Genomic DNA, 25,701 nt, shown 5'->3' on the forward strand with positions numbered 1-25,701 from the left:
TTTAAGAGGGTGGGACCAATTCGAAGTCCCACCTATTAGGTATAACGTTTAACCACCCAATGAGGGGCTGGTCTCAACGTTAACGAAATCATAGACTGACGAACGCCAGCTTTGGCAACGGTTCCATCAACACTGGAGTGCGAGACGATCATGTGCTGAGGACTTGATGGCTTTATAGAGTCGTAATTCAGTCCCATCACTATTCCAATACACCTGATCAAAAACGTGGTGGAGAATATAGAGCCCTCGACCACATTCACAGCCTGCTTCCGGCATAGCTTGAGGGGGCGGCGGAATCTGGCAGTAATCGGGAGGGGTAAAGCCTGCACCTTGGTCGGTAATAATCCACCAACACTGAGATTGACTAACGGAAAAGTGGACGAAAATAGTTTTATACGGATCGAGCTTATTTCCATGCTTAGCAGCATTGACTAAAGCTTCTTGCAACCCGAGCCTCAATGCTGCTTCATCTTTGATCGGAACATCAGCTAATAAGCAGTCTAAGATGGGGCAGAGGTATAGGGTTGATGCAAAACTGACTTGTTGCCAGCGATGAGCTTTGGGCGGCAGCGAAGGGGCGATCACTCAGTTAATTCCAGTGTTGTGTTCTATGTTGTCTGCAAACGTGCGCCATGGCACCGGTCTAACGAACTGAGAAGCTGGATTAATGAAGTCTAAAAACAATTAATGAATTATTTAGATTTATCTCATCTACTACCAATATAGCGAACAGAATTCGTATTTACAATACTGGGCTGATCAAAATCAGGGCCAAGAGTCGATGTAGTCCGATGGCCTCAGCCATTTGCAGGGTGCTGATGGGAGCCGGTAGCATTTCTCCCCGCGCGTCGAGTAACTGGACAAGCAACAAATAGCCAATTCCTAATAAGAGTGCGATCGCACCTGTAATCACAGCAATCCATTGTGAGCGATCAAAAGACATAGAGCAGGCTCCCTGCAGTGTATGCTCGGCCAATACTTACCGTACCATTCACTCAGCCACAGGCGCGGTATATCCATACTGAGGGATAGAAGGTTGGTCAGGGAAAGACGGAGCATTCTCTATTGGCGTCACCATTGGGTCTTGGACTGCCTGAATTTGTTGCTCCAAGTCCTGACTAGAGGACAAAAGCTTGCCTAAACCATTAATTAAACGAATCAAATTTTGGCGAAACTCCGGATTTCCCGTAATCTCTTCCAAATCAGACGTGATTTTTTGGACATTCTGTAACGTTTGCTTAGCTGAGTCTACGGTCTCGGTGAGTTCAGACATCGTCGAAGGGGTGTTAATCGCTGTAGTCAAAGTGTTAAGCGTTTGAGACACCTCGGCACCATTCGCCGCCAATTGCTCCAAGTTATCCAACAGTTGGCCTTTATGCACCCGGCTGATCACAGGACTTAAGCCATTGACGACCCCTTTTAGCTCTTGGCTAGCCTCTTGTAAATTATTTAAAGAGGTAACCAAGGTTCCTCGATTCACCCGCACGAGGGTATTCACTTCACTCCCCAACTGATTCACCTGTTGGGCCGCCGCGGTCACTGAATCAGCAGCCGTTCCAAATCGTTGTAGTTGACGCTGAGTTTTCACACTCAGTTGGCGAACACTACGAGCCGTCAGAGAGACATCCCTCAGGGCAACCTTTGTATCCTTGCTCAGTTGGCTAACATCGACGGCTGCCTGAGAAAGATTGTTTAAGGTGGCCTTGAGATCGGTCCCTCCCAATTGATTAGCAATTTGCATCGTTGCCCGAATCAGCTCTTCTAAGTTATTGCCAGAGACTCCTTCGAGCCGATCGCCCTGACAGAGAATCAGCCGTGGATCACAGTCAGGGGCAAACGGGCTTAAATCCTCTAAGGCCGTTGCCTGTAAGTCTAGCTCAGCAGGCCGGAATTCCAGTGCTGCTTGCCCTACAAATCCTGACTGACTGGTTTCAACTTTGGTTTGGCGGGGAATCAAGACTGAACCGGAGGTGATTTTGACATCAACAATTACCTGCTCAGTCTGGGGGTGCATTTGAGTAATATGCCCCACCTTCACCCCGCGAAACTTAACCGGACTACCGATATTTAATCCCAGTGCATCCACTAATTCCACTTGCAGCGTGTAGGATTTACCCCCAAAGTTAAAGCCTCTCACCCAAAAGATTAAACTGGTGACGAGTCCTAACCCAAAGATCACTAACAAGCCCACTGATCCTTCCCGTACCGCTCGCGTTCTCATATATATCCCTCATCACTAGCTTTAGCTAACGTGAACTGTTGACTGTTTATAGATAATCTCCAACCAAATCCATCGGGCCATGGACACTACCACTCATAAACTGGAGCAGGTAAGGGTTATCCGATGTTTCGATATCCTGCCATTGGCCCTGCCACTGCACCTGTCCTTGATAAAGCAAGACTAAGCGCTTGCCATTACGGCGAATGGTGCTGTTTTGGTGGGTCACAATGGCGTAGGTGTCGCAACCCGAGGAGCGCTGGAGTTCCAAAATCAAGTCTTCAATCATCGTGGAAGCGATCGGATCTAGTCCAGCCGTCGGCTCATCATAAAGCAAGATTTTGGGATCATCTAATTCGTCATCAGGATTATCTAAAATGGCCCGAGCAAAGCTCACCCGCTTGCGCATGCCGCCAGAGAGTTCCGCAGGGTACAAATGGCCAATCCCTGGTAAACCGACCACTTCTAGTTTTTCATTGACTAAATCTCGAATCCGTTGTCGGGGTAACCCAGAATTCTGGTACAAGAAAAATCCCACATTCTCTTCCACAGACAGAGAGTCAAATAATGCGGCCTGTTGAAACACCATGCTCATCCGAATCGGGTTGTCAAAGTTATCCAATGAGCCACAGCGCCGCTGACCATTGATGTAAACCTCTCCTTCATCGGGCGCCAATAAACCCGCAATAATTCTCAAGATGGTGGATTTGCCAGTTCCTGAAGGGCCTAAAATTGCCAGGGCATCGCCGGGATAGATGGTTAAATTTGCCCCATTCAACACTACATGCCTGCCAAAAGCCTTACAGATGCCTTTGAGTTCGATGAAGGGCTCGGTCATAAAACGATATCAATATGCCCAAAGGAACAGCAACTTCGACTTAATAACACTACTGTATCTAAATTTTTCTATCCGGCCTAGAGAGGATGGCCGCAATGTTGAATCGGGGGGGAACCCCACTCGCAAGTATGAGGTCTTCTTTAAGATTTCTATAGGATAAGCCAGGAAAAAACACCGTTCCTTAGACCTTGGCCGCTTGAACTTGCATCAGAATCAAAATAGGGCAATATAGAGTTGTAATCTATATTACAAGTTAGAACAAACCTGATTGGGGGATACCAAGCTTAGCGCCAGTGTACTGGTCGGTTTGGATAAAACACGATCTTGAGACTGAATCGGGGGATGACGGCTTGCCAGTCTATCGGCTCAAGATATCAAGGTTGAGGATGCCGATGACAATCAATATGCTAATCCCCCGCTATGGTTAATACTCACCATTTGAAACAGATTAAACAGGGTGCCTATCACTGGAATCAGTGGCGTAAGCAACATCCAAGAGTCAAACCCGATCTGAGCGGAGCAGATCTCAGCGAACTGGATCTCAAAGACATTAATTTAATCAATGCTAATTTGAGTCGCACAAATCTCAGTTTGGCCGACTTGAGTGGCGCTTATCTGGCAGGTTGCGATCTCAGTCATGCCTTTTTGAGTGAAGCCAAGCTGAATCGTGCCAATTTTAGTCGAGCCGATTTGACGAAGGCAGACCTCAGTTTTGCCCGGCTACAGGGAGCGACCTTCATTGAAGCCACGCTATATCGAGCCATTCTGATCGAGGCTTCGTTGGTTCAAGCCGTCTTACCCTATGCAGATTTGCGGCAAGTCAATCTGCATAAGGCTGATTTATCAGAGGCAAATGGGATTAAGGCCAATTTGACGCAAGCCAAGCTGGATGCTGCGCTCTTACAACATATAAATTTGAGTCGGGCCTTTATGAGTGAAGCCAGTTTAAAAGAGGCTAACTTAATCGGCGCAAATTTAAGCAAGGCAGACCTCAGCTTTGCTCAACTCCGCTCAGCCCTGTTAAGAGGCGCAAATTTCGGAAAAAGTACCACCATCGAAACGAATTTCAGAGGTGCAGATTTAAGGAATGCCAGCTTCAAAGGGGGGCAGTGTGCTAGGACAAATTTTAGTCGGGCAGATCTGCGGAGAACGGATTTATCTGGGGCCAACCTACCCGCTGCAAATATGAGTGAAGCAGATCTCCAAGGCGCAACACTCAAACAAGCCAATCTCAGCGACGTCAATTTTACGCGCAGCCGTTTATCCTCAACCAATTTCTCGGCTGCCACACTAACAGGAGCATGTTTGGAGGATATTTCTCCGAGTCCATCCACCACACTTACGGATGTGAGGTGTGACTATGCCTATTTACGGAACAATCAACAAGAGCGAATTCCCGAGGAAGGGATCTTGACACGAGGGGAAATCAGCCACTGGTTTGTGTCTGCTCAAGCGACGATTGACTTAGGGCTGCCTAAAGATGTGCATTGGGCCGCGTTAACGTATAGTCTGCAGTGGCTGCAAGCTCAACCCACCTACCGACCAATTAAAATTCAACGGTTAGAGCACAAACAGGATGGTACAGTCCTCTTGCGATTAACCACTGCCGCTGATCTAGACAAGGAGCAGCTGCGGTTAGACATTTGGCGAGTGTATGAAGACACCTACAGAATGCTCAAACCGACAGAAGCTCAAGTGATTGCCCAACCCCTACCTAAGCTGGATCCACAACAATATGGACATCAAGAATCCATTAATCGATTATTCGACTTCTTAACGCTAACGATGGAAGCCTTAACCCCTGATAATGCCGTCGTCCTTCAGCAAAGCGCATTGGCACAACCTCACCAGTATCGTTCAGTCTTCTTGCCAGATACCGAGGTTAGCCCCTCTACTATCAGTCAGTTCGAAGAACTAAAGCAGCCTCATACTCTCTAGTTCTTCGATGGCCTGTAACCCTTTGCGATCAGACAGTTTGAGCAGCGAACTCTTGGCGTCTTCTTGAACACCTAAATCTTGATCACGGAGAGCACTGATCATCGCTGCTACAGCATCCTCATAGTGACAACCAGAGGTGGCTTGACTTAACTGCCCGAGAGACCAAGCACAATTACTCCGTACCGGAGCCATCGGTTCGGTACGGAGCGCCTGAATCACCGGAGGAATAGCCGCTTCAGCGGTATCACTTCCGACGTCGGCCAATTGCCCCAGTGAGCTGGCTGCCCATAGACGGACGGCCGAAATATCGTTTTGTAACGCATCCACTAAGGGAGCCAGTACACGCCGATCGCGACAGTTGCCTAAGGCCCATACCACGCCTTTGCGAACGTAACCATTCCAATCTTGGTCATACTGATGAATGAGCGGAAGAACCGCACTATCACTGGGATTGCGTCCTAAAGCGTAGGCTGCACTCACCCGGATCAAGGGGCAAGCATCCGCTAAAAGTTGAATTAAGTAAGGAATAGCCCGTGCATCTTGCAGTTCACAAAAAGCGCGGGTGGCAATCATCCGCTGGGAGACATCAGGAGATTCCAGGCATCGCAACATCTCCTCGACATCCGGTTTAGCCAGTTCTGAAGCGGGATCATCGACAGCGGCCATCTGATCCAGTGGGCTTTCTAAATTGTCCTCATCATCTAGGAGGCTGAGGTCTTCTTCGTTATACATAATTGTAACTGTACAACACTGAACCCCTCTGGTCAGGCCAAAACTGGGATTGATTCGATCCCAAGCGTAAAGACAAGAGGTAATCGTCTAGACTGATAAGGCAAAACTGAAGCTAAAGAGGATACCATGCGGCTATCTCAGATGCTGTTTGTGACGCTGCGAGAAGACCCGGCGGAAGCAGAGATTCCGAGTCATAAATTACTCCTGCGGGCTGGGTATATTCGCCGAGTGGGTAGTGGCATTTATGCCTATTTACCGCTGATGTGGCGAGTATTGCAAAAGGTGTCCCAGATTGTACGGGAAGAGATGGATGCGGCTGGAGCGCAAGAATGTTTGTTACCCCAAATCCAACCGGCTGAATTATGGCAAGAATCAGGGCGATGGGACACGTATACCCAAGCTGAAGGAATTATGTTTGCCCTCCAGGATCGTCAAGACCGGGAATTAGGGTTAGGTCCCACCCACGAAGAGGTGATCACTGCGATCGCACGGGATATGATTCGCTCGTATCGTCAGTTGCCGCTCAATCTTTACCAAATTCAAACCAAGTTTCGCGATGAGATTCGTCCCCGCTTTGGCCTGATGCGGGGACGAGAATTCATTATGAAGGATGCCTATTCCTTCTCTGCCGATGAAGCCGATCTCAAGGCCATTTACGGCAAAATGCATGAGGCTTACTGCAATATCCTGAGCCGCTGTGGTTTAGCCTATCGGGCCGTAGATGCTGATTCAGGGGCAATTGGGGGATCTGGATCCCAAGAATTTATGGTCCTCGCTGAAGCGGGAGAAGATGAGGTTCTGTATACCGAAGACGGCAACTATGCTGCCAATGTGGAAAAAGCGGTGTCTTTGCCAGCGGATGCGGAGCCTTCCGCCTTTAAGTCCTTAGAAAAGCGGGAAACACCAGGGACCGATACCATTGCCAAACTCTGTGATAGTTTGCAATGCTCCCCCACTCAGGTGGTTAAAACGGTGCTGTATGAAGCGGTGTATGACAACGGTCAGATGATTTTGGCTTTAGTCAGTCTACGGGGCGATCAAGCCGTTAATGAAGTGAAGTTGCAGAATGAGCTAGTCAAATTAGGCGACGTGGTGAAAGGCAAAGCCCTGATTGCCTTGACTGTGGCAGATGGGGAGACCAAATGGGCAAGCCAGCCCCTACCCCTGGGATATATTGCCCCTGATTTAGCAGATAGCTATATTCAAAAATTCAAACAGGTGCATGGTAAATTTATCCGCTTAGTCGATCAAACGGCGGTAGACCTCAAGAATTTTGTTACGGGGGCGAACGAGGTAGGTTTTCACCAAGTCGGGGTCAACTGGAAAACCGATATTCCCTTACCTAGACAGGTCGTAGATATTCGCACGGCTCTGGTCGGCGATCGAGCCGTACACGATCCGAAGCAGACCCTACAGACGGCGCGTGGAATTGAAATTGGCCATATTTTTCAATTAGGGACGAAGTACTCCCAGGCGTTAGGGGCGACCTATACGAATGAAGCGGGTAAAGAGCAACCCTTAGTGATGGGCTGCTATGGCGTTGGCGTGTCCCGCCTAGCGCAAGCAGCCGTAGAGCAGTCCTATGACAAAGATGGAATCGTTTGGCCAGCTGCGATCGCACCCTACCAAGCCATCGTCATTATTCCCAATGGCAAAGACAGTGCTCAAGTGGAAGCGGCGGAAAAACTTTACCGTGAGCTTAATGCTGCTGGCATAGAAACCCTGCTGGATGATCGCACTGAGCGCGCTGGCGTCAAGTTCAAAGATGCAGATTTAATTGGAATTCCCTATCGGATTGTCACGGGGCGCTCCTTGAAAGAAGGGAAGGTGGAGTTGGTCGAGCGAGCGACCCATGATGCTCATCAAGTTGACCTCGATCAAGTTTTACATACTCTCAAAAAATATTTAACCCAAGCGATTTCTGCTTAAGGATTCCAGCTTGATTTAGCCTTTTTTAGACGGTTGAACCCTTGGAACTAAATCCCCTGCAAATTCGTCTACACAAAGGCTCATTCTATAAAAATAGTTCTAGTCTTTACTTCTGTTGAAATGCCAAAACATTGACCTATCTTTTGCGCGTAGCAAGCTTCAGAACCTGGAGACCGCATCGTGTCATTCCATAAGAGTGTCCACCCCTAAACCCAGATTAAATTCCTTGAGTTAGGCTAGACGTAATCGCCCTATTTTCTCCCCACTCAAACCAAAGTATTCATAGAGGATAAAGTCCCAAAATGGCACAACTACGGTACCAAAGCAGGAAGTTCTGGGGGGGGCTGGTTGGCGTTGCCTTAGTTGTGGGAGGATTTGGTTGCCAGCCACAACAGACCTCAACAGAAACTAGCCCCTCGCCGACGAGCTCTCCCTCTCCAGAACAAACCGATCCTCAACCCCCTGCGACTAAGCCTGAACTGGCCGTTTATTGGATTGCCTATAAAGATCAAGAACAGCTGGCTTTAGAACCCACTAAACTTCCCCTAGATAATTTAGAGAATGCCTCGTCTGAAGAGAAATTAATGGCGGCCTTTAAACGATTATTGGAAGGACCGGCCAACGCCGATAAAACCAATGCAATCCCTGAAAAAACTCAGCTAAATAGCCTGAAAGTACAAGAGGATGGCGTACGTATTGATTTATCAAGAGAGTTCACCACAGGTGGGGGAACCAAATCCATGCAGGCTCGCCTAGGACAAATTGTCTACACGGCTAGCAGTCTTGATCCGCAAGAGGCGGTTTGGATTTCCGTGGATGGAGAACCCTTGGAGGTTTTATCCGGTGAAGGATTAATTGTTTCACAACCGATGACTCGCAAGGAGTTTGAGAAGAATTTCTCTTTGTAGACCATGGTCTCTTTAGCAGCTATTCGTGAGTTTTGCTGGCTTCTGGGAATCCTAAGTTTAGGCGCTTGGTTTTGGGTCGAGAGCAACTGACCTTGAATGAGCTGTGACATTTTCTACCTTAAGGTCAGTTTACGGATCACTCTCGTGCCGCCCATAATAGCGATATCCCCATTTTCCATTCCAGAACCAAGTCTATGACGGTTTCCAAAAGCCCCGAAGAAAAAAAACGGGAGCAGCAGCGGATGCAAGATGTACTCATCCTGCTGCAACATCTCACTGAAAATGAAGAAACCACAATCAAGCTGATGATTGAATGCCTTTACGATGTGGGCACCGTTAATTTTATTAATAAAAAGGTTCAAAACGAGTCCTTAAACCAGCTCACTAAAAATCTGGCGGGGATGTCGAAGCCGATGGCTAAGCGCTATGGCTACTACTGGTTTAAGAAAAACTGTCCTGAGTTAATTGTCAATTGGCTAACGCGGAAGGTGGCTTTTCCTGCGCCTAAAGCAAAGGCCGTCAAACCGCAAGAGGCTGCGCCCCAGGTTGAACCCACCCCGATCGCGACAGAAACCCCAGCCCAGGGTCCCCCATACCCTCAACATCAGACAGATGATGGAAACGCTCCTGTCTCAGAAGTAACAGCCGCATCCCAACCTATCGACATTGCTGTGCCTCAAGAGGATATACCTAATATCGAGGGTGTTGACCTCAATGACAGAGCAGCTTCCCGTCCTCAAGACCATCAACCCCTAACCGTCTCTTCTGCTGATCAGGTCCAAGTGGAATCACAACCAGTTGGAGAGAACACCAATGTTCAACTGAATTCTGGATCACCCGCCGATGGAGCAGGCTCCGTTCCTACTGCAGATACCCAAGTAGATGATTCTGAAGAGGCCAAGCGCGGTGCTGTTCAGCCTCTTGTTGCTGCTCCACCGTCCACTCATCAACCGCCAGAAACAATCGCCGCTCCTGTGACAACGTCTCCTAAAGCCACAGGTTTACCCACCCCTTTAGAGCAGCAAATTCACCAAATTCACCGCTTAAAAACTCAAAATAAGGTGTTGATGAGTTCATTAGTAAGTACCATTCTGGTAGGTGGATTAGCGATTTGGCAATTACATGCCACTCAGCAAAGTGCGTTGCAGCTCCGCCAATCCACCCCGTCATCCATCGCCAATCCGTGAAGTCAGCCTTACTGATAGCTGTCTAACCAAGGTTGGACATCGATAGCTAGCTTGCGGCCTAACTGCAGGAGTTGGCGCATTTGGGCCATCGATAGAGGAGTCTTTTGGCATCGGTCTTGATCCGACATTGCATCGTCGTTCTGTTCCAACAATTGAGCTTGCGTGATGGCTTGACTGTGATTCAGGAGGGCCATCTGCTCTTGCAGACAACGCAGATAAAGCTCCTGAGCCCGGTCGAGATGAATATCAAGCTGGAGTTGATGGACTAGATTAAGCAAGGTTTGTAGACGCTGAATCCGATGGGGAGATAAGTCTACATCAACGTGATGGAACAGTTGCCAGAGCAGACGGAGGATTAAATCTTCGAGTAAGGGGTAGGCGGCATCTAGCTTGAGGCGACAACCCGCTTGCTCTGCTTCAGTTGCGATCGCAGCCAGTTCTGCCAAATCACTAGCCCCCACCTGTGAGGTTTCCAGTTCTGGATCGCTCATCTCCTTTTCTAACCCCTTGAGCGTATTCAGGGCACGATGGTTGAGGGCCACTTGAGCCGCCGTTAGCAATTCGGGGGGCACTTCCAGGTCATCGTATTGAAAGGCCATCAACACCCCATAGTTATCTCGATAGACTTGGGTATAGAGCTGATTGAGGCGACTTAAGGTCTCTTGAGAGAGCAAAGAAATAATCCGATGACGCTCTTCTGGCAAGAGGTCATGCAAGCCATAATGCTGATGGCCAAAGGTATCAGATATGGCCAATACAATATTGGTGGCACTCGCCTGCTGCAAGGTATTGAACAGCTTGGCCTTCATCTCGCCATAGTGCTTGCGGCCACTAAATAGCTGGACTCCACAGTGAAAGTCCCAGCCCCCTAAGTGAAGGACGCAAAACACCACATGCTCTGACTCAGAGGTGACATTAGAGGTGAGCTGTAGCTGGCCAATCGCCAAAGACAGAGAGCCTAATCGCTGAATCTGATAATCGATCTGTTCAGCTTGGTAGGAAAAGTAGGGATGTTGAGGAGGATAGGGATTAAACAGAGAGGTGATGGCATAGTGAGCCGCCACAGCCTGGACGTCGATTTGGGATGGAATCACCAACTGCTGGTACACCCCCGCCCCCGTCTCGAAAAGGGCGACATTGCTGGGAGCCAAAGCCAAACGCTTGATAAACTCTGGCTCTAGGCTGATCCCCGCTACATCTGCCGCTAAATCCACAGCACGGGCCGCATATCGGAGAATTTGTACCCCCTCAGGCCGTGAAAGTTCGGCAAAGAACCAACCACAACTCGTATACATCAGTAAGCTATGACGCTGCATCTCTAATAAGCGCAGGGCATCGACCCGTTCGTCTGACGTCAGTTCATGATTTTGATGAGCATTGAGAAAGGCTTGAATGGGATCGGTTGCAGAGGAATCGAGCTGCGTCTGTCGAGGAAATTGGCCCATAATCTCGATGTAGCGATTTCGGGTCTCCCACGGATCTTGAAACAGCAGCCCACCAATTTCTTGATAAATATCGCTGAGCTGATCCCGCAGCCAATCTAAGGCATCCCGTAAAGGGCGACGCCATTTTTGATGCCAGAGGCTGCCTTCGCCACCGCATCCACAGTCGTCTTGCCAACGATCAACCCCATGGCCACAGCTCCAAGCCGTCACAGGCTTCAGCTGCACTTCCCAAGTGGGAGGATGCAGACTCAAGTAATGGGCATAGTTGGTCACCGTCCATCCCCACTGGGGGAAGGTCTCATGAAACGCATAGGCGATCGCTTTTTCCGTATCGCGTTTGTGGTGGCCAAAGGTCTCACCATCGGTCGCAATCGAAATCAGTTGAGACGGCTTGCGATCGCAGCGCACGGCCTGGCCTAATCGATTAGCCAGATTCTGAGAGCTGCTCAGCACCGCATTAAAGCCAATATCCCGAGAGATGGGACCATCGTAAAAGAAAATATCGATGTAGCGCTCACGATCTGGTAGATAACAGCGATAGGGCCGGGTCGGGTCAATTTGAGCACCCCCCACTTCTTCCCAGGCCAGTGCATCGTCGGTATCGCTGGCAATATCCGGTATCACCCGGCAGCGCTGGGCTTGGGATGGAGCCAAAATAATAAATCGAATCCCTTCTTCAACCAGCACCTCAATCGTGGCCATATCGACAGCGGCTTCAGCCAGCCACATACCTTCGGGGTCGCGGCCAAATCGAGATTGGAAGTCGGCTTTACCCCAGCGCACCTGGGTGACTTTGTCTTGGCGGTTGGCCAAGGGCATGATGATGTGGTTGTAAACCTGTGCGATCGCATTGCCGTGGCCTTGGAGGCGGTCACAACTGTTGCGATCGGCTTCAATAATACGCTGGTAAACCTCCGTATCGTAGGTCTCCAACCAGCTCATTAACGTTGGACCAATATTGAAGCTCAGATATTCAAAATTATTGACAATATTGATGACTTCACCCTGGTCGTTAAAAATGCGAGCAAAGGCATTGGGGCGATAGCACTCATGATAAATCCGCTCATTCCAGTCGTGGAACGGGGCAGCACTCGACTGCCGTTCGATGGTGCCCAAATAAGGGTTTTCCCGTGGAGGTTGATAAAAATGACCATGCAAGGTCACATAGACGCCTTCAGCCTGCTCCAAAGGGCGCACCTGTGACGGCCTTTGGATATCTAAAGGAATCATTTCCTGTTCAGTATTCTCAGGAACATAAGAGGTTGTATTCATACTCAAAAAACCGCTGTGGATTAGCGTAATGCAGAAGCGCTTGCTTAAGGCTTAGTGCCAAGCCTGAACATCCAGATCGCCTTGAAGACTTGAGATGCAGCGAAGCCAAAAAATAGATGAATTTAAGTCCTTGATGTGGTGAAACCGGACGTAGTGCGAAGGAGATTCTCTGGAGGCAAAGAAACTGCTAACCTATCTGTGGCTTTAACCTAGGCGATCCCCTTTAAAAAGAGGGGAAATCGCAAGATATCTTAAGAGTTTATTCGGGCATTATGGGTAAAGTCTTTAGATTTCCTACGGGATCAGTCCGATTCCCACCCAAATCCGCCTGATGCCTCCCAACTCATGACTGGGAAACATCAATTTTAGTTTGGCTGTACTTGTAAACCCAACTCATCTGCAATTGTGACGCTTAAAAATCGTATTTTTATTGTCTTGCTGCTGTTTATCCCCATCTCTATTGCGGCAGATCTTCTAGAGTGGGGACCGCTTCCCCTCTTTACTGCCTCAGCGCTAGCCATTGTGCCGCTAGCCGCCTGGATGGGCACCGCCACCGAAGAGATTGCAGTAGTCATTGGTCCCTCTGCAGGAGGGCTGCTCAATGCCACTTTTGGCAATGCGACTGAACTCATTATTGCCTTTATTGCCCTCCAGGCCGGATTGGTAGATGTGGTCAAAGCCAGTATTACGGGCTCTATTTTGGGCAACTTATTGTTGGTGATGGGCTTATCCATGTTGTTGGGTGGATTGCGGTTTAAAGAACAAACCTTTCAACCCGTGGTTGCCCGCGTCAATGCCTCCTCGATGAACTTGGCAGTGATTGCAATTCTGCTGCCCACCGCCATCAAGTTCTCCGCAGAGGGTATTGAGAGTCAGGTTCTCCAGAACCTTTCTATTGCCGTTGCTATCGTGCTGATTGGTGTCTACGGGTTGACCCTCTTATTCTCGATGAAAACCCACACTTACCTGTTTGACGTAGGAGTGGCTGGCATAGAATCAGAAGAAGAGGCCCATGAAGAAGGCTCAAGTAACTTGCGGTTATGGATTGGTGTTCTCCTTGCAGCAACCCTAGCGGTTGCCGTTGAATCTGAATTTTTAGTAGGCAGTTTAGAAGCCGCCACAGAGCAACTCGGCTTGACGCCCCTTTTCACAGGCGTGATTTTACTTCCCATTATTGGTAACGCCGCTGAACATGCCACCGCAGTCACTGTGGCAATGAAAGACAAAATGGATTTATCGGTCTCCGTGGCCGTGGGATCTAGTATGCAGATTGCCCTATTTGTGGCACCGGCCTTAGTCCTAGCGGGCTGGGTGATTGGTCAACCCATGGATTTGGACTTTAACCCCTTTGAATTGGTCGCAGTCGCTGTTTCGGTATTGATTGCCAACTCCATTAGCTCAGATGGCCAGTCGAACTGGTTAGAAGGCACACTACTCCTCGCCACCTATGCAGTGCTGGGATTAGCGTTTTACTTTCATCCCTTAACTTGATCGGTCACTCAGAATCTGGCGTCACCACATACTGAGACTCAATGGGGTCTAATCGCCCAGATTGGACCAGTGATTGGTAAATCATGACTGCCACTTCTGCCCGAGTTGCATTCGCTTCTGGTTTGAGTAGACCTGGATCAGGATGGCTTACCACAATTTTTTCTTGGGTAGAGGCAGCAATTTTGCCCTTTGACCAATCGGGTAATTGCCCTTGATCTTGAAAGCGCTGCAGGCTGTTTTCTGGAGCGGTGGGAATGTCGAGTTCTAGCCCACTCACGAGGGCCACCAACACCTCATATCGAGGCACTAGTTTATCGGGTTGGAAATCTCCTTCGGGATAGCCACTCATAAATTTCTTATTGACAGCCCCTTCAATGGCGTCTGCCGCCCAATAATCGGCCGAAATATCCGAGAAGGTTAAGGAAAGCTGACCGGGTTCATTGACAAAAGCCCGTTGAATTTGGGCCGCCAGTTCAGCCCGAGTCACGGGCTTGTCTGGCTGGAACTTGCCATCCGGATAGTCAGGAATAATGCCTTGGGCATGCAGCTTGGTAATAAAAGGATGCGCCCAATGCTCAGGAGGAACATCAGAAATATCCAGCTGAGACGGAACGACCTCAGGTGAATCTAGACCTCCAATGGCACCTGTCGGGGGCTGGGGTAAGCCTGCAATGGGATCGGTGGGTGCTTGAGCCGACGGATTGGATGTGCCGCTAGTAGAAGGAGCCGCCGTACCGGGTGCAGAAGGAGCACTCGCAACTGCAGAGGGATTTTGGGATGCAGGCAGATTGGTCGATGAATTCGCGCCTGTAGGGGGAGAAGGTGGCGAGGAAATCGCGGAAGATAGGACGGAGGGAGAGGGAGCTTGCTGAGTACCCGCCACTCCAAGATAGGTAATCGTTCCCAAGGTTGATAAGGTGACCAGCAAACCGACCGCTTGATAGCGATTGAGGGGTAACTTATCGCTCAGGGCACCTAAGTCACTCGCGCGTGCTCCCGAGGTGGACATGGTGGATGTAGAGGATGAACCCACTGCCACAGGTTCAGACACGGGGGTCGATTCTGGAACAGGGGTTATTTCAGGCTCGCGTTCCGCTGATTCAGACTGAGTATCGTCTGGGGCAATCCCCTCAGGTACAGGGCTATCAGCGCTATCGCCCGTTACTCCGCCTGGTATGCCAGCAGCGAATCCAACCCCTTCTGGCGTGCCTTCGCTATCCTGAGCAGTCGCCCCTGCAGAAGCAGGAGGAACCTCGGCGGCGAGATCATCGAAGGGAGACTCAGCAATGGGAGGAATGCCTAGCTCCGGCTCTGAGGCAGGCTCGTCGGGTGTGGCCTCTATAGGCTGTGATGCCAAATTAGCCGTCCAAGGATCCGGAATGGAACGGTCTTCTGAGGGCAAATCTGGAGGTGTCGATGCGGCAGGCACCTCGCTCGGTGGCACGTCAGATGAAAGACCAGAGGATTGAATTAGGGTCGGGTCTTCAATACCCGTATCCATCGGCACTGCAGGCGCTGGATCACTCCAAGGGTCGGCAACACTATCTGCCGGATCGGTCGATGCGGCTGCAATATCGGGCAGGTTGGGGTCTGAGGGTTCACCCAGATCAGGAGTTAGGTCAATCGGTACGTCGGGTTCAATGGGGGGAGAAGGAACTGGGGCGACTGGCTCATCGGCCCATGTCGTAGGGATAGACTGAGTTCCTTCGTCTTCGTTGACGGTTGGTATGGTCGGCTCAACTGCGGATATGGGATCGTCAGCCGGGCTATCGCTAATGACGCTTGGTTCATTGGTGGGCTCTGCCTCGGGTCCCATCTGGATAAACGTCGGATCTTCAAAACTGTCTGCTGGTTCTTCAGTTGCAGAGGACTGAGCTTCAGCGGGTTGTTCGGGGTCGTCCGACCATGACGCTATGTCTGGCAGAGAAGCAGGCTCATCCGTGGGTGAATCTCCTAACAAGTCCGATAAAGAATCAAATAACTCATCAGAAATGGGACCTGATTCAGCACGCTGCTCACTGCTGGGGTCTGAGCCTGGCTCTGACGGCGATACTTCATCGGGTTCAGAATTGGGGTTGTTAGGATTAACCATAATATTGAGCCATTTTTAGGGTTTAATCTTTGGCAACCATCCTACAGGGGTACTGTAGGTGCGATCGCACCTCCGCACATTCTTTTTAGAATTCATACGCGCATATGGTTAGTTTGTAAAATCATTTGTGAATATTAAAAACGAGCATTAAATCTAGCCATCGTTCCATTAACCTTGACGATGTAATTCAGCCCTTCAATTTGATGTTCACCATTGTGAGAACCATCCTGGGAGATGGGACGATATATGCGTTTGTTTCTGCCACATCAAGCACCACTCAATCTGTTAGGCTTGGCCCTCTTTTTATCAATGCTGAGTAGCTGTGATCCAGAAAAGCACACTCAACCGTCTTCTCCCTCTTCACAATCGACTGCCACCGACAGCCAGCCAGCCTCCCCAAAACCAGATGCCTCTGCTTGGTCTATTATTCTGGCTGATCCGAAAGATCCACCCCAAAAGCCATCGTCCTCCCTGAAGGCAACGGGTTCATCCCCTCAGACGCCTACTTCTCCGTCATCTAATACAGCCAAACCTAAACCCCAAAGTCAGTCAGCCCCTACACGTCAGCCTCCCAGTCAGAAAGTGGCCTTTTCGGGTCTCCCTTATGCCGTGATTAATGAAGCCAAGCAAGAACAATTCAAAATCGCAGGGGAGCAAATTTTTAGTAACAGCGTCCTCCCCAACTATCCAGTTGATTTTAATGAAGCGGATTTATTAGCCGTCTTGAAAAATGTCAAAACTTATTTTGACACTCATAGCCAAAATGACCCGACTGCTCTGCGCACCGGGATTTTAGGCACAGGGGGGGTCACCCTTCAAGATATTCAAGATACCTTAGCCTTTATGATTAACGTCCTGGAGCAAGATATTGCCCTCCAGCGCCCGTCCCGCCTGAAAGATCCCAATTTCATTAACACCCATTTTCAGGTGGTGAAATGGCAACCCTATAACCCCCAGCAGCCCGATCAAAGTCAATTGCGAATTACCAAATATGCTGTTTTTGCCCATCAGGGATCTCGGACAAAAACAGCAGAATTTAATACTCCCATTTACCAGCTCAAACCAGAGTTTGCGGTGGATAAATTCTTCCAGAACTATTCCAAGCAGGAGGTGCTCACAGGGATCTATGAAACCGGAGGCAAGGAACAAGGGAAAGTCACTCCTCTGGCCTACCTGACTCGGCAGGGCTTGGAAGATGCCTTGTTACAGGGCACAATCTTGATTCGCTTTGGTGATGGCTCATCGGCCTACTTTAATGTGGATCGGAACAATGGGATTGCCTATGTACGAGGGCAGCCGCAACGAGAACAAAAGCGCTACTGGTACTTCAAACAAGTGGATGCCATTAAGGGGTATGGGCCAAAAACCACAAAAATTGCGGTTCGACCGGGGGTGACCTTTGCCGGTGATGTGCTCAATATTGGCTTAGGCAAAATTATTATGCTGGAACACAATACGGGCGGGACTCAGCAGCTCAATATGGGAGTCTTGGCTGATACGGGTGGCGCGTTCTTGCCGAATTTATATCAATTGGATTTTCTCGCAGGCGTTTTCCCCAGTCATGATCAGTTTAAGCAACATATCAGTACCCTACCGGCCTATGCGAGTGCCTATATCTTGATTAGAAAGAAACGGTAGCTTTCTACGGTGGCTAATTGATGTCTTTGCTCTTTGGTACTCGGCAACATCATTGTCAACCTGAGCTGAACTAGCGCCAGAATTTCATTTGGCAGAGTGTTCGCGTCTCTTAACCTTGGTTGGGGGGCAAGAGGTCGCTTGTACATTGTTTTGCTGCGTCAGCATCGGTAAAATCAGCGCTCCGAGAGTGGGACTCAATCCAAGAAGCCTGGTTTTGAGGTTGGGGTGGGTTAGACGGCTTTATCCTCGGGGTCTTTGCAACTGTGCGAGAGGTGTATAGCTTCACTCTCCTAGCAAATAAAAAATACTAAATATTGGCCTATTTGAAATCTTGAAAATTTTTAGGTTCTGGAATTTTAAATATTTTCCATTATTCTCTTTATGGAGTGAAGAAATAACATTAAAAAAGCCTGTAATTTTGGTTTAATAAGTAGAGAGTTGTTGGAAAATATTTTTATTCTGCCGCTAGTATGTGCAACTGATATTGAGTAAAAATCAAGAGGCAATCATGCAATGACTAAGCGAATTCTATGTTGTATCTCTGAATGGGGATACTGGGGGGAAGAATTTGTCGGTCCTTACGATGTTTTAATTGATGCTGGCTACACCATTGACTTTATGACGGCCTACGGTAGAAAACCGCCAGCATTACCACCCAGCATGGAAGAGGGGTATCTCGATCCGCCGCTGGATAAAGCGGTAACGGATGCACATTACGCTAAGCGAACCATTGAAATTGATAAATCAGATTTGTTGAATAGCCCAATTAATCTATCGAAATGGTTCCCACCTTTACCTTATTTTAATGGTCCCAAATTTGGACATGAATTAGAGGCTTATTACAATAAAAGAAATATCTGCTGGGATGAATTAGATAAGTACGATGCGCTGCTACTGCCGGGTGGTTCTGGCCCAATGGTAGACATGGTCAATAATGAGCGATTACATGATGTCATCTTGGGATTTTTATCTAAGAAAAAGTTGATTGCCGCTGAATGTTATTCGGTGACTTGTTTGGCATTTGCTCGCGATTGGACAGAACGCAAAAGCATTATTTGGGGCAAACATGTCACCGGGCATGCCCGCGAGTACGACTATAAAGACGGGACTGGTTTTGCCCAAATGTATGACTACGAAGGCAAGCCGATGAATACCTCCGCCAATTTCGGTCCTCCCTTCTATCCACTGGAATATATTCTGCGGGATGCAGTCGGTCCTGACGGTCAGTATCACGGCGGGGTGGGGCACACCATATCCACGATTTTGGACTATCCCTTCCTGACCGGACGATCGACCCAAGACTCCAAGTTAGTGGGGGAATTAATGGTTCAGGTATTAGAGAAGGGCTTAAAACGCTACGGCTGGTAGTTTTTTCAAAAATTAAAGCCCCCCGATTGCTCCCTAATTGAAGTTCCAAAAATAAAACAAGTTTATTTAGCGTTGACGTCATTCGGACTTATGAAGGACAGAACCGGTCGTTTTGGCATTCTTGAACAATTTCAAGCAGACGGTATCACCCATATCTTTGGCAATCCAGGCACGGTCGAGCAGGGATTTTTGGATGCCTTAGGCAGTTTTGAAGACCTCAAATACATCCTGACCCTGCAAGAAACTATTGCCCTGATGACGGCAGATGGCTATGCCCGAGCTACCCAAAAACCAACCATCGTCCAAATTCACAGCACACCCGGTTTGGGCAATACCATTGGGGCGCTGTATCAGGCCATGCGCGGCCATTCACCGCTAGTGGTGATTGGGGGTGATGCTGGCATTCGCTATCAGGCCATGGATGCCCAGATGGCTGGGGATTTAGTGGCGTTTGCCGAGCCCGTCACCAAGTGGTCGACGATGGTGATGGACCCCAATTCTCTGCTGCGGGTGCTCCGGCGGGCGATCAAAATTGCTGCGACTCCGCCGATGGGGCCTGTTTATGTTTGTTTGCCCCAGGACATTATGGATTTCCCTGTGGTCGAGGAGGTGGTGCCGACCAGTCTGCCTTCTACCCGAGTGGTACCGGATGAGGCGTCCCTGCTGCAAGCGGCAGATCTGTTACTGAGCGGTCAAGAACCAATGATTTTTGTGGGGGATGGCATTGCCTATTCTGGAGCACAATCCGAACTGACACGGGTGGCTGAACTTTTAGGGGCACAAGTGTGGAGTGCAGATTCAGGCGAGGTGAATATGAGCCTGGAACATCCCCTCTACCAGGGCTCCACCGGCCATATGTTTGGAGAGCAAAGTCTACCGATTACTGCGAAAGGAGATGCCAATCTGATTTGCGGCACCTATGTGCTGCCAGAGGTCTTCCCCCTATTAACGAATATCTTTGCTGAAGGTGCGAAGACGGTTCATATCGATCTGAATGCCTACGAAATTGCCAAAAATCATCCGGTGGATTTGGGGCTAGTCAGCGATCCGAAGTTGACCTTGGCTAAATTAGCCGATCTGCTGGATGCCAAGATGTCTCCAGAAGCAAAGCAAGCAGCAGCCGAGCGATCGCAAGCTATCGGAGCAGCGAAACAGGCGGCGAAGACGACTCAACTAGAGAAGGATCGGGCAGTCAAAGGGCAAGAACCCCTCCACTTTGCCACCTTCATGGTGGAGTTGGCGGCCAGATTACCGAAGAATACCCTGATTTTCGATGAAGCGCTGACAAATTCTCCTCCAATCAGTCGATACTTCCCGATTACCGAACCGGGTTCTTACTTCCAGACTCGCGGCGGGTCTCTCGGCGTTGGTATTCCAGGTGCGATCGGGGTTAAAATTGCCCACCCAGATCGCCCGGTGTGGGGATTTACAGGGGATGGCGGTGCCATGTATACGATTCAGGCCTTATGGACGGCAGCTCGCCATAATGTCGATGCCAAGTTTGTGATTTGCAATAACAGTTCCTATCGGCTTTTGCAGCTAAATATCCAGCAGTATTGGCAATCACAAAGCATTCCCAAACACGAGTTTCCCCTCAGTTTTGATCTCTCTAAACCGGCCATCCATTTTGCCCAAATGGCTCAATCAATGGGCGTTCAAGGGGTACGAGTGGAGAAGACGGCTGAGATTATTCCGGCGATCGAGCAAGCTTTAGCTCATCCGGGACCATTCCTGATCGATTTAGTGCTGGAGGGGGATGTTCATCCGGAGTTAATCGGTATTCGGTGTGGTCAATAGGAGGGGCTGAGGATGACGAACGATTACCTTTCTGCCGAGGATCGGCTGGCCATTTATGAGCTGAATTCCCGCTACTTTTATACGCTTGACGGCCTTACAGTCCTGATTCCGGGTGATGCTGCTAAAAACTGGGCCGAGACCTTTACAGCCAATGGCACCTTTTCGATTGTGCGGTGGGATCGACAAGTGGTGATGGAGGTGAGCGGTCAAACCGCATTGGCGGATGCCTTCCGCACCTTTCCCGATATCGAGACCACTCGTCATTGGAGTAATAACTTTTTTATTGTCACCGATGGCGCAATCGTCAAGTCTGGCTGCTACATCGTGGCGATGGATATTAAGCAAATTCCCGCCAGTTTAGAGCGGACCGGGCTGTACGAGGACGAGTTGGCTAAAGTTGGCGACGATTGGAAGTTTAAGCGTCGGACCTTGATTCTGGATCCTGCGAGTCCAGGAGCGACGGATTCCTAAGGTTTTATTGACTATTGCAGATGAGATCGCATTCATTCCCCTAACCAGAGAGATACCATCGTGATTCACCAGCTTATCTTTGCCCATCCCAAACCCGGTATGAACGAGCCAGAATTTCAAGACTACTGGGTTAACGTCCATGCGGTGAAATATGCCAGCAAGATTACCCAAATCAAGAAATACCTGATTGATACTCGTATCCCCTTCGGTCCAGAGCCAGAGGATCCTCGCTTTAGCGGTGTGGCAGAAATTTGGCTTAACAACGAGAAAGAACAACTAGAATCGCTACAGTCCGATGCCTTTTTGCAAGGAGCGCGGTTAGATGAGCCGCACTGGGCCGCCTTCTGGCGAACGGTGGTCTTGGATACCGATACCCATGTGTTGTTGGAGGGGGCACCCCGGAGTCGCGACGAGCAGGGCATCAAATTATTTGCCATGGTGAAGCGCAAAGCAGGATTACCGCTCAAAACCTTCCGACGCTATAGCCTCGATATTCACGGATCGCTAGATCTTAAATTGCCCGGATTAAAGCGCTATTACCAATGCCATGCTCGCGATGGGCTGTATGCCATGGGCGAACCCTTATTGGATATGGTGGCCATGCTGTGGTTCGACAGCACGGATGCGCTGCAAGCTGCCCTGAATTCTCCAGAAAATGCCGCATCGGCAGCAGATCTCGAAAATTTTATCGAAATGAAATATGCCTATACCTTTGTCACCCAAGAGCATTGGGTGATTGGGCCAGAAGCCCGCGCTTGAAAGGGCTATCCCAATTGTTAAGCTCCTCGACCGTCTTACTAAGTCCGACGCAGTCTGATTAGGAACTTCCCTCATGATGTATACCCAACAAACTGACTATAAAACCGTCATTCGCGATCGCTTTTACCACCAAGCAGTCGATGGCAATCATCTTGAGCTTATCGATGAGATTTTCTCACCCGATTGCAAATTCTATGCCAGTGGAGAGCAGGAGGCAGTGGGGCGAGACGCCTTCAAAGACTATCTCAGTCTGTTTCGCGAGGCGCTAAATTTCCGCCATAGCGTCGACGACCAAATCGCTGAAGGGGATAAAGTCACGACCCGATGGACCGTTCGGGGCAAACATACCAAGTCCCTATTGGGATATGAAGGGCGTGGCAACGAGGTCCTCTATTCCGGTATTTCGATTTTTGAATTTAATGGCTCAGGCCAGGTTGTAGAGGTATGGAGCGCGTTCGACCAACTGGGTTTGCACAAGCAGCTCGGAGCAGCTGAACCCACCCCATTTTGAATTTGGCACAGTGAGGGAGACTCGACGATGGATGCAGAAGCAATTGTGATTGGCAGCGGATTTGGCGGCTCAGTTGCAGCCTTGCGACTGGGACAGGCTGGTATCAAAACGATGGTATTAGAACGAGGGCGATGGTGGACCATTGATGACCCCACCACCAACAGCACCTTTGCCACTTTTCGTGACATTGATCAGCGGGCAGAGTGGTTGAACGATACCGGTCTTTCCCAAACCCCTGCCTACGAAGGAACACCCATTGATAAATATGTCGGCGTTTTGGAGGTGGTGGAGCATGGGGAATATAAATTCCTCGTGGGTTCTGGTGTGGGAGGTGGTTCCCATGCTTATGGCGGCATCTTAATTCAGCCCCCTCAGGAACTGTGGGGGAAGGTCTTTCCCGATCAGGTCTCCTATAGGGAGATGGACGCTGTCTACTTTCCCCGCGTTCATCAGGAAATCGGGTCTTCTCTCATTCCCGACGATATTCTTGAGAGCCAGTATTACCTCGGTCTTAAGGTGTTGGTGGAGCAGGCTGCAAAGGCTGGCTTCCCGATGGTGAAGTCCACCTCCAACCAGATGAAAGATGGCATGACCAAATTTATGATGGGGATTGACTGGGACATTGTCCGGGAGGAAATCGCGGGGAAGAAGGTTCCTTCCACCATCGCCGCTGAATTCTGGTTTGGGCAAAACAGCGGTGCCAAGCAAACCCTAGACCAAAACTACCTAAAGCGAGCACAAGAAACCGGCTCGGTTGAGATTAAGACCCTGCATTGGGTTCAGCGGGTGGCGGCTCTGCCTGAAGGCGGCTATCAAGTCTTTGTGAATGTGATCGATGAGCAAGGAGCAGTCGTCGAGCAAAAGGTGCTCACCTGCCGCTCACTGTTTATGGCCGCAGGAACCCTGGGAACGACTGGGCTGCTGCTCAAAGCCAAGGTGAAAGGGGATTTGCCTCATATCCACGAGGGGATTGGCCAAGAACTCGGCAATGACGGCGATACCTTTGTGATTCGCTCCAATCTGGATGAAACCACGAACTCCCATCTTGGAGGGCCGGGGGCGATCGTGATTATGAATTATGAAAACCCCATTTACCCCTGCGTAATGATGCGGGCTCCGCTGCCCCGCTTTGAGACCGACTATCCAAGATGGAATGCGATGGGGACCTTTATTTTTAGTATGACTCCCCATCGAGGGTCGCTCACCTACAACGCAGACACCGACCGAATTGATCTCAACTACGATATCGATACCCAAGCGAAAGCAGCGGCTCAGCAGTTGGTGGAACGAATGACCGATGCTAGCGGCGGTGATAGTTCTCCCGTCTCGTCGACGATTACGGGTCATCAGCTCGGTGGTGCTGCCATGGGACAGGTCTGCGATACCTGCGGGCGGGTAAAAGGGTACTCGAATCTATATGTCGTCGATGGGGCGTTAATCCCTGGCTCTAGTACGTGCGTTAACCCAGCGCTGACGATTGCTGCAGTGGCTGAGCGATGTCTGGACCGCATCATTCCTGAAGACCTGAAATCGGTGGCTAGCGGTTAGCGATCGGCCCGGATTGAGTTCAGCTCATCCGGCACTCAACGCAATCAGTCCTCTGCAAACAGTCATTTGGAGTCAAAAATTGTGAGCCAAGAAGATACCCGGAAAGTTGCGACCGCATGGTTTGATGCCCTCGATCGTGGCGATATGGACACCGCGATTGCCTGCATGGCGGAGGATATCGAGTGGGTGAATTTGCCCAAAATTCCTGGGGTAAGCGATATTATCCCTTGGATAGGCACAGCTCACGGCATCCCGGAAGTGCTGAAGCAGTTCTCCACTCGCGACGGCATTGTAGAGGTCAAGCAGTTCAAGCCCGTCGATCTGGTGGTCGAAGGCGACGTGGCCGTAGGAACTGTTCATGATATTTCGACGGTATTGGCGACGGGATTGGACTTTGAAATTGTCTTTGCCACCTGGATGGAAGTCCGCAACGGCAAAATCGCCAAATGGAAATCCTATTGCGATCCAGCACCCATTATTGCTGCCTTTCGCGGGGATGTGTCCACTCGCCTGATCGAAGCTGTCCAGCAGGAAGATGTCGAGACGCTGAAAACCTTGCTGAATGCTAATGCAGGCGACCCCAATACTCGGGACCCAGACACTGGGCTGACCTTACTAATGATGGCCGCTTGCCAAGCCCATAAAGACATGGTGCAGATTCTGCTAGAGGCCGGTGCCGATGTGTGGACCGCCGATAGCAAGACGGGGGCAACGGCCTTACATAAAACCTGCCAAGGGGGAAATCTTGAGATCGCCAAACTGCTGCTCGATCACGGTGCGTTTATTGATGCGGTCACCCCAACCATGGGGCACACCCCAATTATGGATGCTCTCTGGTATAAGTGGCCGGAGCTGGTCAAACTCCTGGTCGACCATGGCCAAAACCTCTATTTTGGGACTCACTACGGCTTTGCTCTGGAGGACCATATCGCCTTTGAACTCAATGTTAACCAAGGGGAAGAGAAGCAGAAATTCGAAACCATTAAGGCCGTAATTGATAGCGGTAAAGCTCGGGACCAAAATGCGATCGCAGAACAAACCGTGATGGCGAGCACCAACAAAGGCGATCTGGACGCGGTGAAACAGCTGATTGCCTCAGGCGCAAACGTTAACACCGTCTATCCCCATATGAATTCCTTCCTGGATGGACATACTCCCCTGATTGTGGCCGCTCGCGACAACCATGGCGACATTGTCCAGGAGCTGCTCAAAGCTGGAGCCCATGTGCGGGTGGAAGACTGGGTTTTCAAAGGGGCTCCCATCCATAAGGCCACCTACAACGGTAACCCCAGCATTCTCAAAATGCTGGTGGAGCATCCTAATATCGATCTGGATATCCAAGGACCCATTAACGGCTACACCCCTCTCCACGATGCCCTCTGGCATGGATTTGTGGAATGTGCGGAAATTTTGGTGAATGCCGGGGCGCGCCTCGATCTGCGCGGCCATGACGGCAAGTTACCGCTGGATATTGCCATTGAGGTGTGTGGTGAAACCTCTGACATTGTCAATCTGATTCGTTCAAAATTGCCATAGGCATTGCTCATCAAATTGAGGAG

The 25,701-nt window shown here is 49.8% G+C and carries 20 protein-coding genes; 13 read left to right on the forward strand and 7 right to left on the reverse strand.

The genetic code is table 11. The annotated features are described in order from the left end of the window. Nucleotides 1–126: 126 nt before the first annotated feature. The 4 genes from Q0986_RS08445 to Q0986_RS08460 all read right to left on the reverse strand — a co-directional run bounded on the left by Q0986_RS08445 (nt 127) and on the right by Q0986_RS08460 (nt 3,056). On the reverse strand, nt 127–585 hold the full coding sequence (locus Q0986_RS08445) for an anti-sigma regulatory factor (RefSeq protein ID WP_299407890.1): 459 nt from the start codon (nt 583–585) through the stop codon (nt 127–129). 157 nt (nt 586–742) lie between these two features. Next, on the reverse strand, nt 743–943 hold the full coding sequence (locus Q0986_RS08450; protein ID WP_299407894.1) for a hypothetical protein: 201 nt from the start codon (nt 941–943) through the stop codon (nt 743–745). A 48-nt stretch (nt 944–991) separates the two neighbouring features. Beyond that, the gene (locus Q0986_RS08455; RefSeq protein WP_299407897.1) at nt 992–2,221 is read right to left on the reverse strand and encodes an MlaD family protein; all 1,230 of its coding nucleotides are present in this window, start codon (nt 2,219–2,221) and stop codon (nt 992–994) included. Nucleotides 2,222–2,267: 46 nt separating this feature from the next. After that, nucleotides 2,268–3,056 carry an ATP-binding cassette domain-containing protein gene (locus Q0986_RS08460; protein WP_299407902.1) on the reverse strand — a complete coding sequence of 263 codons (789 nt, stop codon included), beginning with the start codon at nt 3,054–3,056 and terminating at the stop codon, nt 2,268–2,270. A gap of 420 nt (nt 3,057–3,476) precedes the next feature. On the opposite strand from Q0986_RS08460, the gene Q0986_RS08465 reads away from it, so the two are divergent. Then, the gene (locus Q0986_RS08465; protein ID WP_299407908.1) at nt 3,477–4,994 is read left to right on the forward strand and encodes a pentapeptide repeat-containing protein; all 1,518 of its coding nucleotides are present in this window, start codon (nt 3,477–3,479) and stop codon (nt 4,992–4,994) included. Here Q0986_RS08465 and Q0986_RS08470 read toward each other — a convergent pair. Then, nucleotides 4,971–5,726: a HEAT repeat domain-containing protein gene (locus tag Q0986_RS08470; protein WP_299407911.1), complete on the reverse strand. Its 756-nt coding sequence runs from the start codon at nt 5,724–5,726 to the stop codon at nt 4,971–4,973. The two genes, Q0986_RS08465 and Q0986_RS08470, sit on opposite strands and share 24 nt — an antisense overlap. Nucleotides 5,727–5,852: 126 nt before the next feature. Here Q0986_RS08470 and Q0986_RS08475 point away from each other — a divergent pair, with 126 nt between their 5' ends. From Q0986_RS08475 to Q0986_RS08485, 3 genes are all read left to right on the forward strand, one after another. Then, nucleotides 5,853–7,655, forward strand: a complete 1,803-nt coding sequence (locus Q0986_RS08475; protein ID WP_299407914.1) for a proline--tRNA ligase — start codon at nt 5,853–5,855, stop codon at nt 7,653–7,655. A gap of 302 nt (nt 7,656–7,957) precedes the next feature. Continuing rightward, a complete protein-coding gene (locus tag Q0986_RS08480) occupies nt 7,958–8,563 on the forward strand; it encodes a GerMN domain-containing protein (protein WP_299407918.1) in 606 nt (201 codons plus the stop codon). 194 nt (nt 8,564–8,757) lie between these two features. Then, a complete protein-coding gene (locus tag Q0986_RS08485; RefSeq protein ID WP_299407921.1) occupies nt 8,758–9,750 on the forward strand; it encodes a hypothetical protein in 993 nt (330 codons plus the stop codon). Nucleotides 9,751–9,758: 8 nt separating this feature from the next. On the opposite strand, the gene Q0986_RS08490 is transcribed toward Q0986_RS08485, so the two are convergent. Next, the gene (locus tag Q0986_RS08490; RefSeq protein WP_299407924.1) at nt 9,759–12,467 is read right to left on the reverse strand and encodes a DUF3536 domain-containing protein; all 2,709 of its coding nucleotides are present in this window, start codon (nt 12,465–12,467) and stop codon (nt 9,759–9,761) included. Between the two features lie 405 nt (nt 12,468–12,872). Here Q0986_RS08490 and cax point away from each other — a divergent pair, with 405 nt between their 5' ends. After that, nucleotides 12,873–13,958, forward strand: coding sequence for a calcium/proton exchanger (cax, locus tag Q0986_RS08495; protein ID WP_299407927.1), 1,086 nt, complete (start codon nt 12,873–12,875; stop codon nt 13,956–13,958). A 4-nt stretch (nt 13,959–13,962) separates the two neighbouring features. Here the strand turns inward: cax and Q0986_RS08500 are convergent, their stop codons facing one another. After that, nucleotides 13,963–16,050 (reverse strand): S-layer homology domain-containing protein, encoded by a 2,088-nt coding sequence (locus Q0986_RS08500; RefSeq protein ID WP_299407930.1) that lies wholly within the window; start codon nt 16,048–16,050, stop codon nt 13,963–13,965. A 246-nt stretch (nt 16,051–16,296) separates the two neighbouring features. Between Q0986_RS08500 and Q0986_RS08505 the strand changes: the two genes are divergently transcribed. The 8 genes from Q0986_RS08505 (at nt 16,297) to Q0986_RS08540 (ending at nt 25,678) form a co-directional block, all read left to right on the forward strand. Then, nucleotides 16,297–17,688, forward strand: coding sequence for a hypothetical protein (locus tag Q0986_RS08505; protein ID WP_299407934.1), 1,392 nt, complete (start codon nt 16,297–16,299; stop codon nt 17,686–17,688). 513 nt (nt 17,689–18,201) lie between these two features. Further along, nucleotides 18,202–19,056: a type 1 glutamine amidotransferase domain-containing protein gene (locus tag Q0986_RS08510; RefSeq protein ID WP_299407937.1), complete on the forward strand. Its 855-nt coding sequence runs from the start codon at nt 18,202–18,204 to the stop codon at nt 19,054–19,056. A 90-nt stretch (nt 19,057–19,146) separates the two neighbouring features. Beyond that, nucleotides 19,147–20,853, forward strand: a complete 1,707-nt coding sequence (locus Q0986_RS08515) for a thiamine pyrophosphate-binding protein (RefSeq protein ID WP_299407941.1) — start codon at nt 19,147–19,149, stop codon at nt 20,851–20,853. A gap of 12 nt (nt 20,854–20,865) precedes the next feature. Next, on the forward strand, nt 20,866–21,324 hold the full coding sequence (locus Q0986_RS08520; protein ID WP_299407944.1) for a nuclear transport factor 2 family protein: 459 nt from the start codon (nt 20,866–20,868) through the stop codon (nt 21,322–21,324). A gap of 60 nt (nt 21,325–21,384) precedes the next feature. After that, nucleotides 21,385–22,083: an EthD family reductase gene (locus Q0986_RS08525; RefSeq protein ID WP_299407947.1), complete on the forward strand. Its 699-nt coding sequence runs from the start codon at nt 21,385–21,387 to the stop codon at nt 22,081–22,083. 73 nt (nt 22,084–22,156) lie between these two features. After that, nucleotides 22,157–22,594 carry an ester cyclase gene (locus Q0986_RS08530; RefSeq protein WP_299407950.1) on the forward strand — a complete coding sequence of 146 codons (438 nt, stop codon included), beginning with the start codon at nt 22,157–22,159 and terminating at the stop codon, nt 22,592–22,594. A gap of 27 nt (nt 22,595–22,621) precedes the next feature. Continuing rightward, nucleotides 22,622–24,142: a GMC oxidoreductase gene (locus tag Q0986_RS08535; RefSeq protein WP_299407955.1), complete on the forward strand. Its 1,521-nt coding sequence runs from the start codon at nt 22,622–22,624 to the stop codon at nt 24,140–24,142. Between the two features lie 81 nt (nt 24,143–24,223). Further along, nucleotides 24,224–25,678 (forward strand): ankyrin repeat domain-containing protein, encoded by a 1,455-nt coding sequence (locus Q0986_RS08540; protein WP_299407960.1) that lies wholly within the window; start codon nt 24,224–24,226, stop codon nt 25,676–25,678. Nucleotides 25,679–25,701 lie beyond the last annotated feature (23 nt).

Origin of the sequence: Acaryochloris sp. IP29b_bin.148, assembly GCF_028285565.1 — a bacterium.
Lineage (GTDB): Bacteria > Cyanobacteriota > Cyanobacteriia > Thermosynechococcales > Thermosynechococcaceae > Acaryochloris.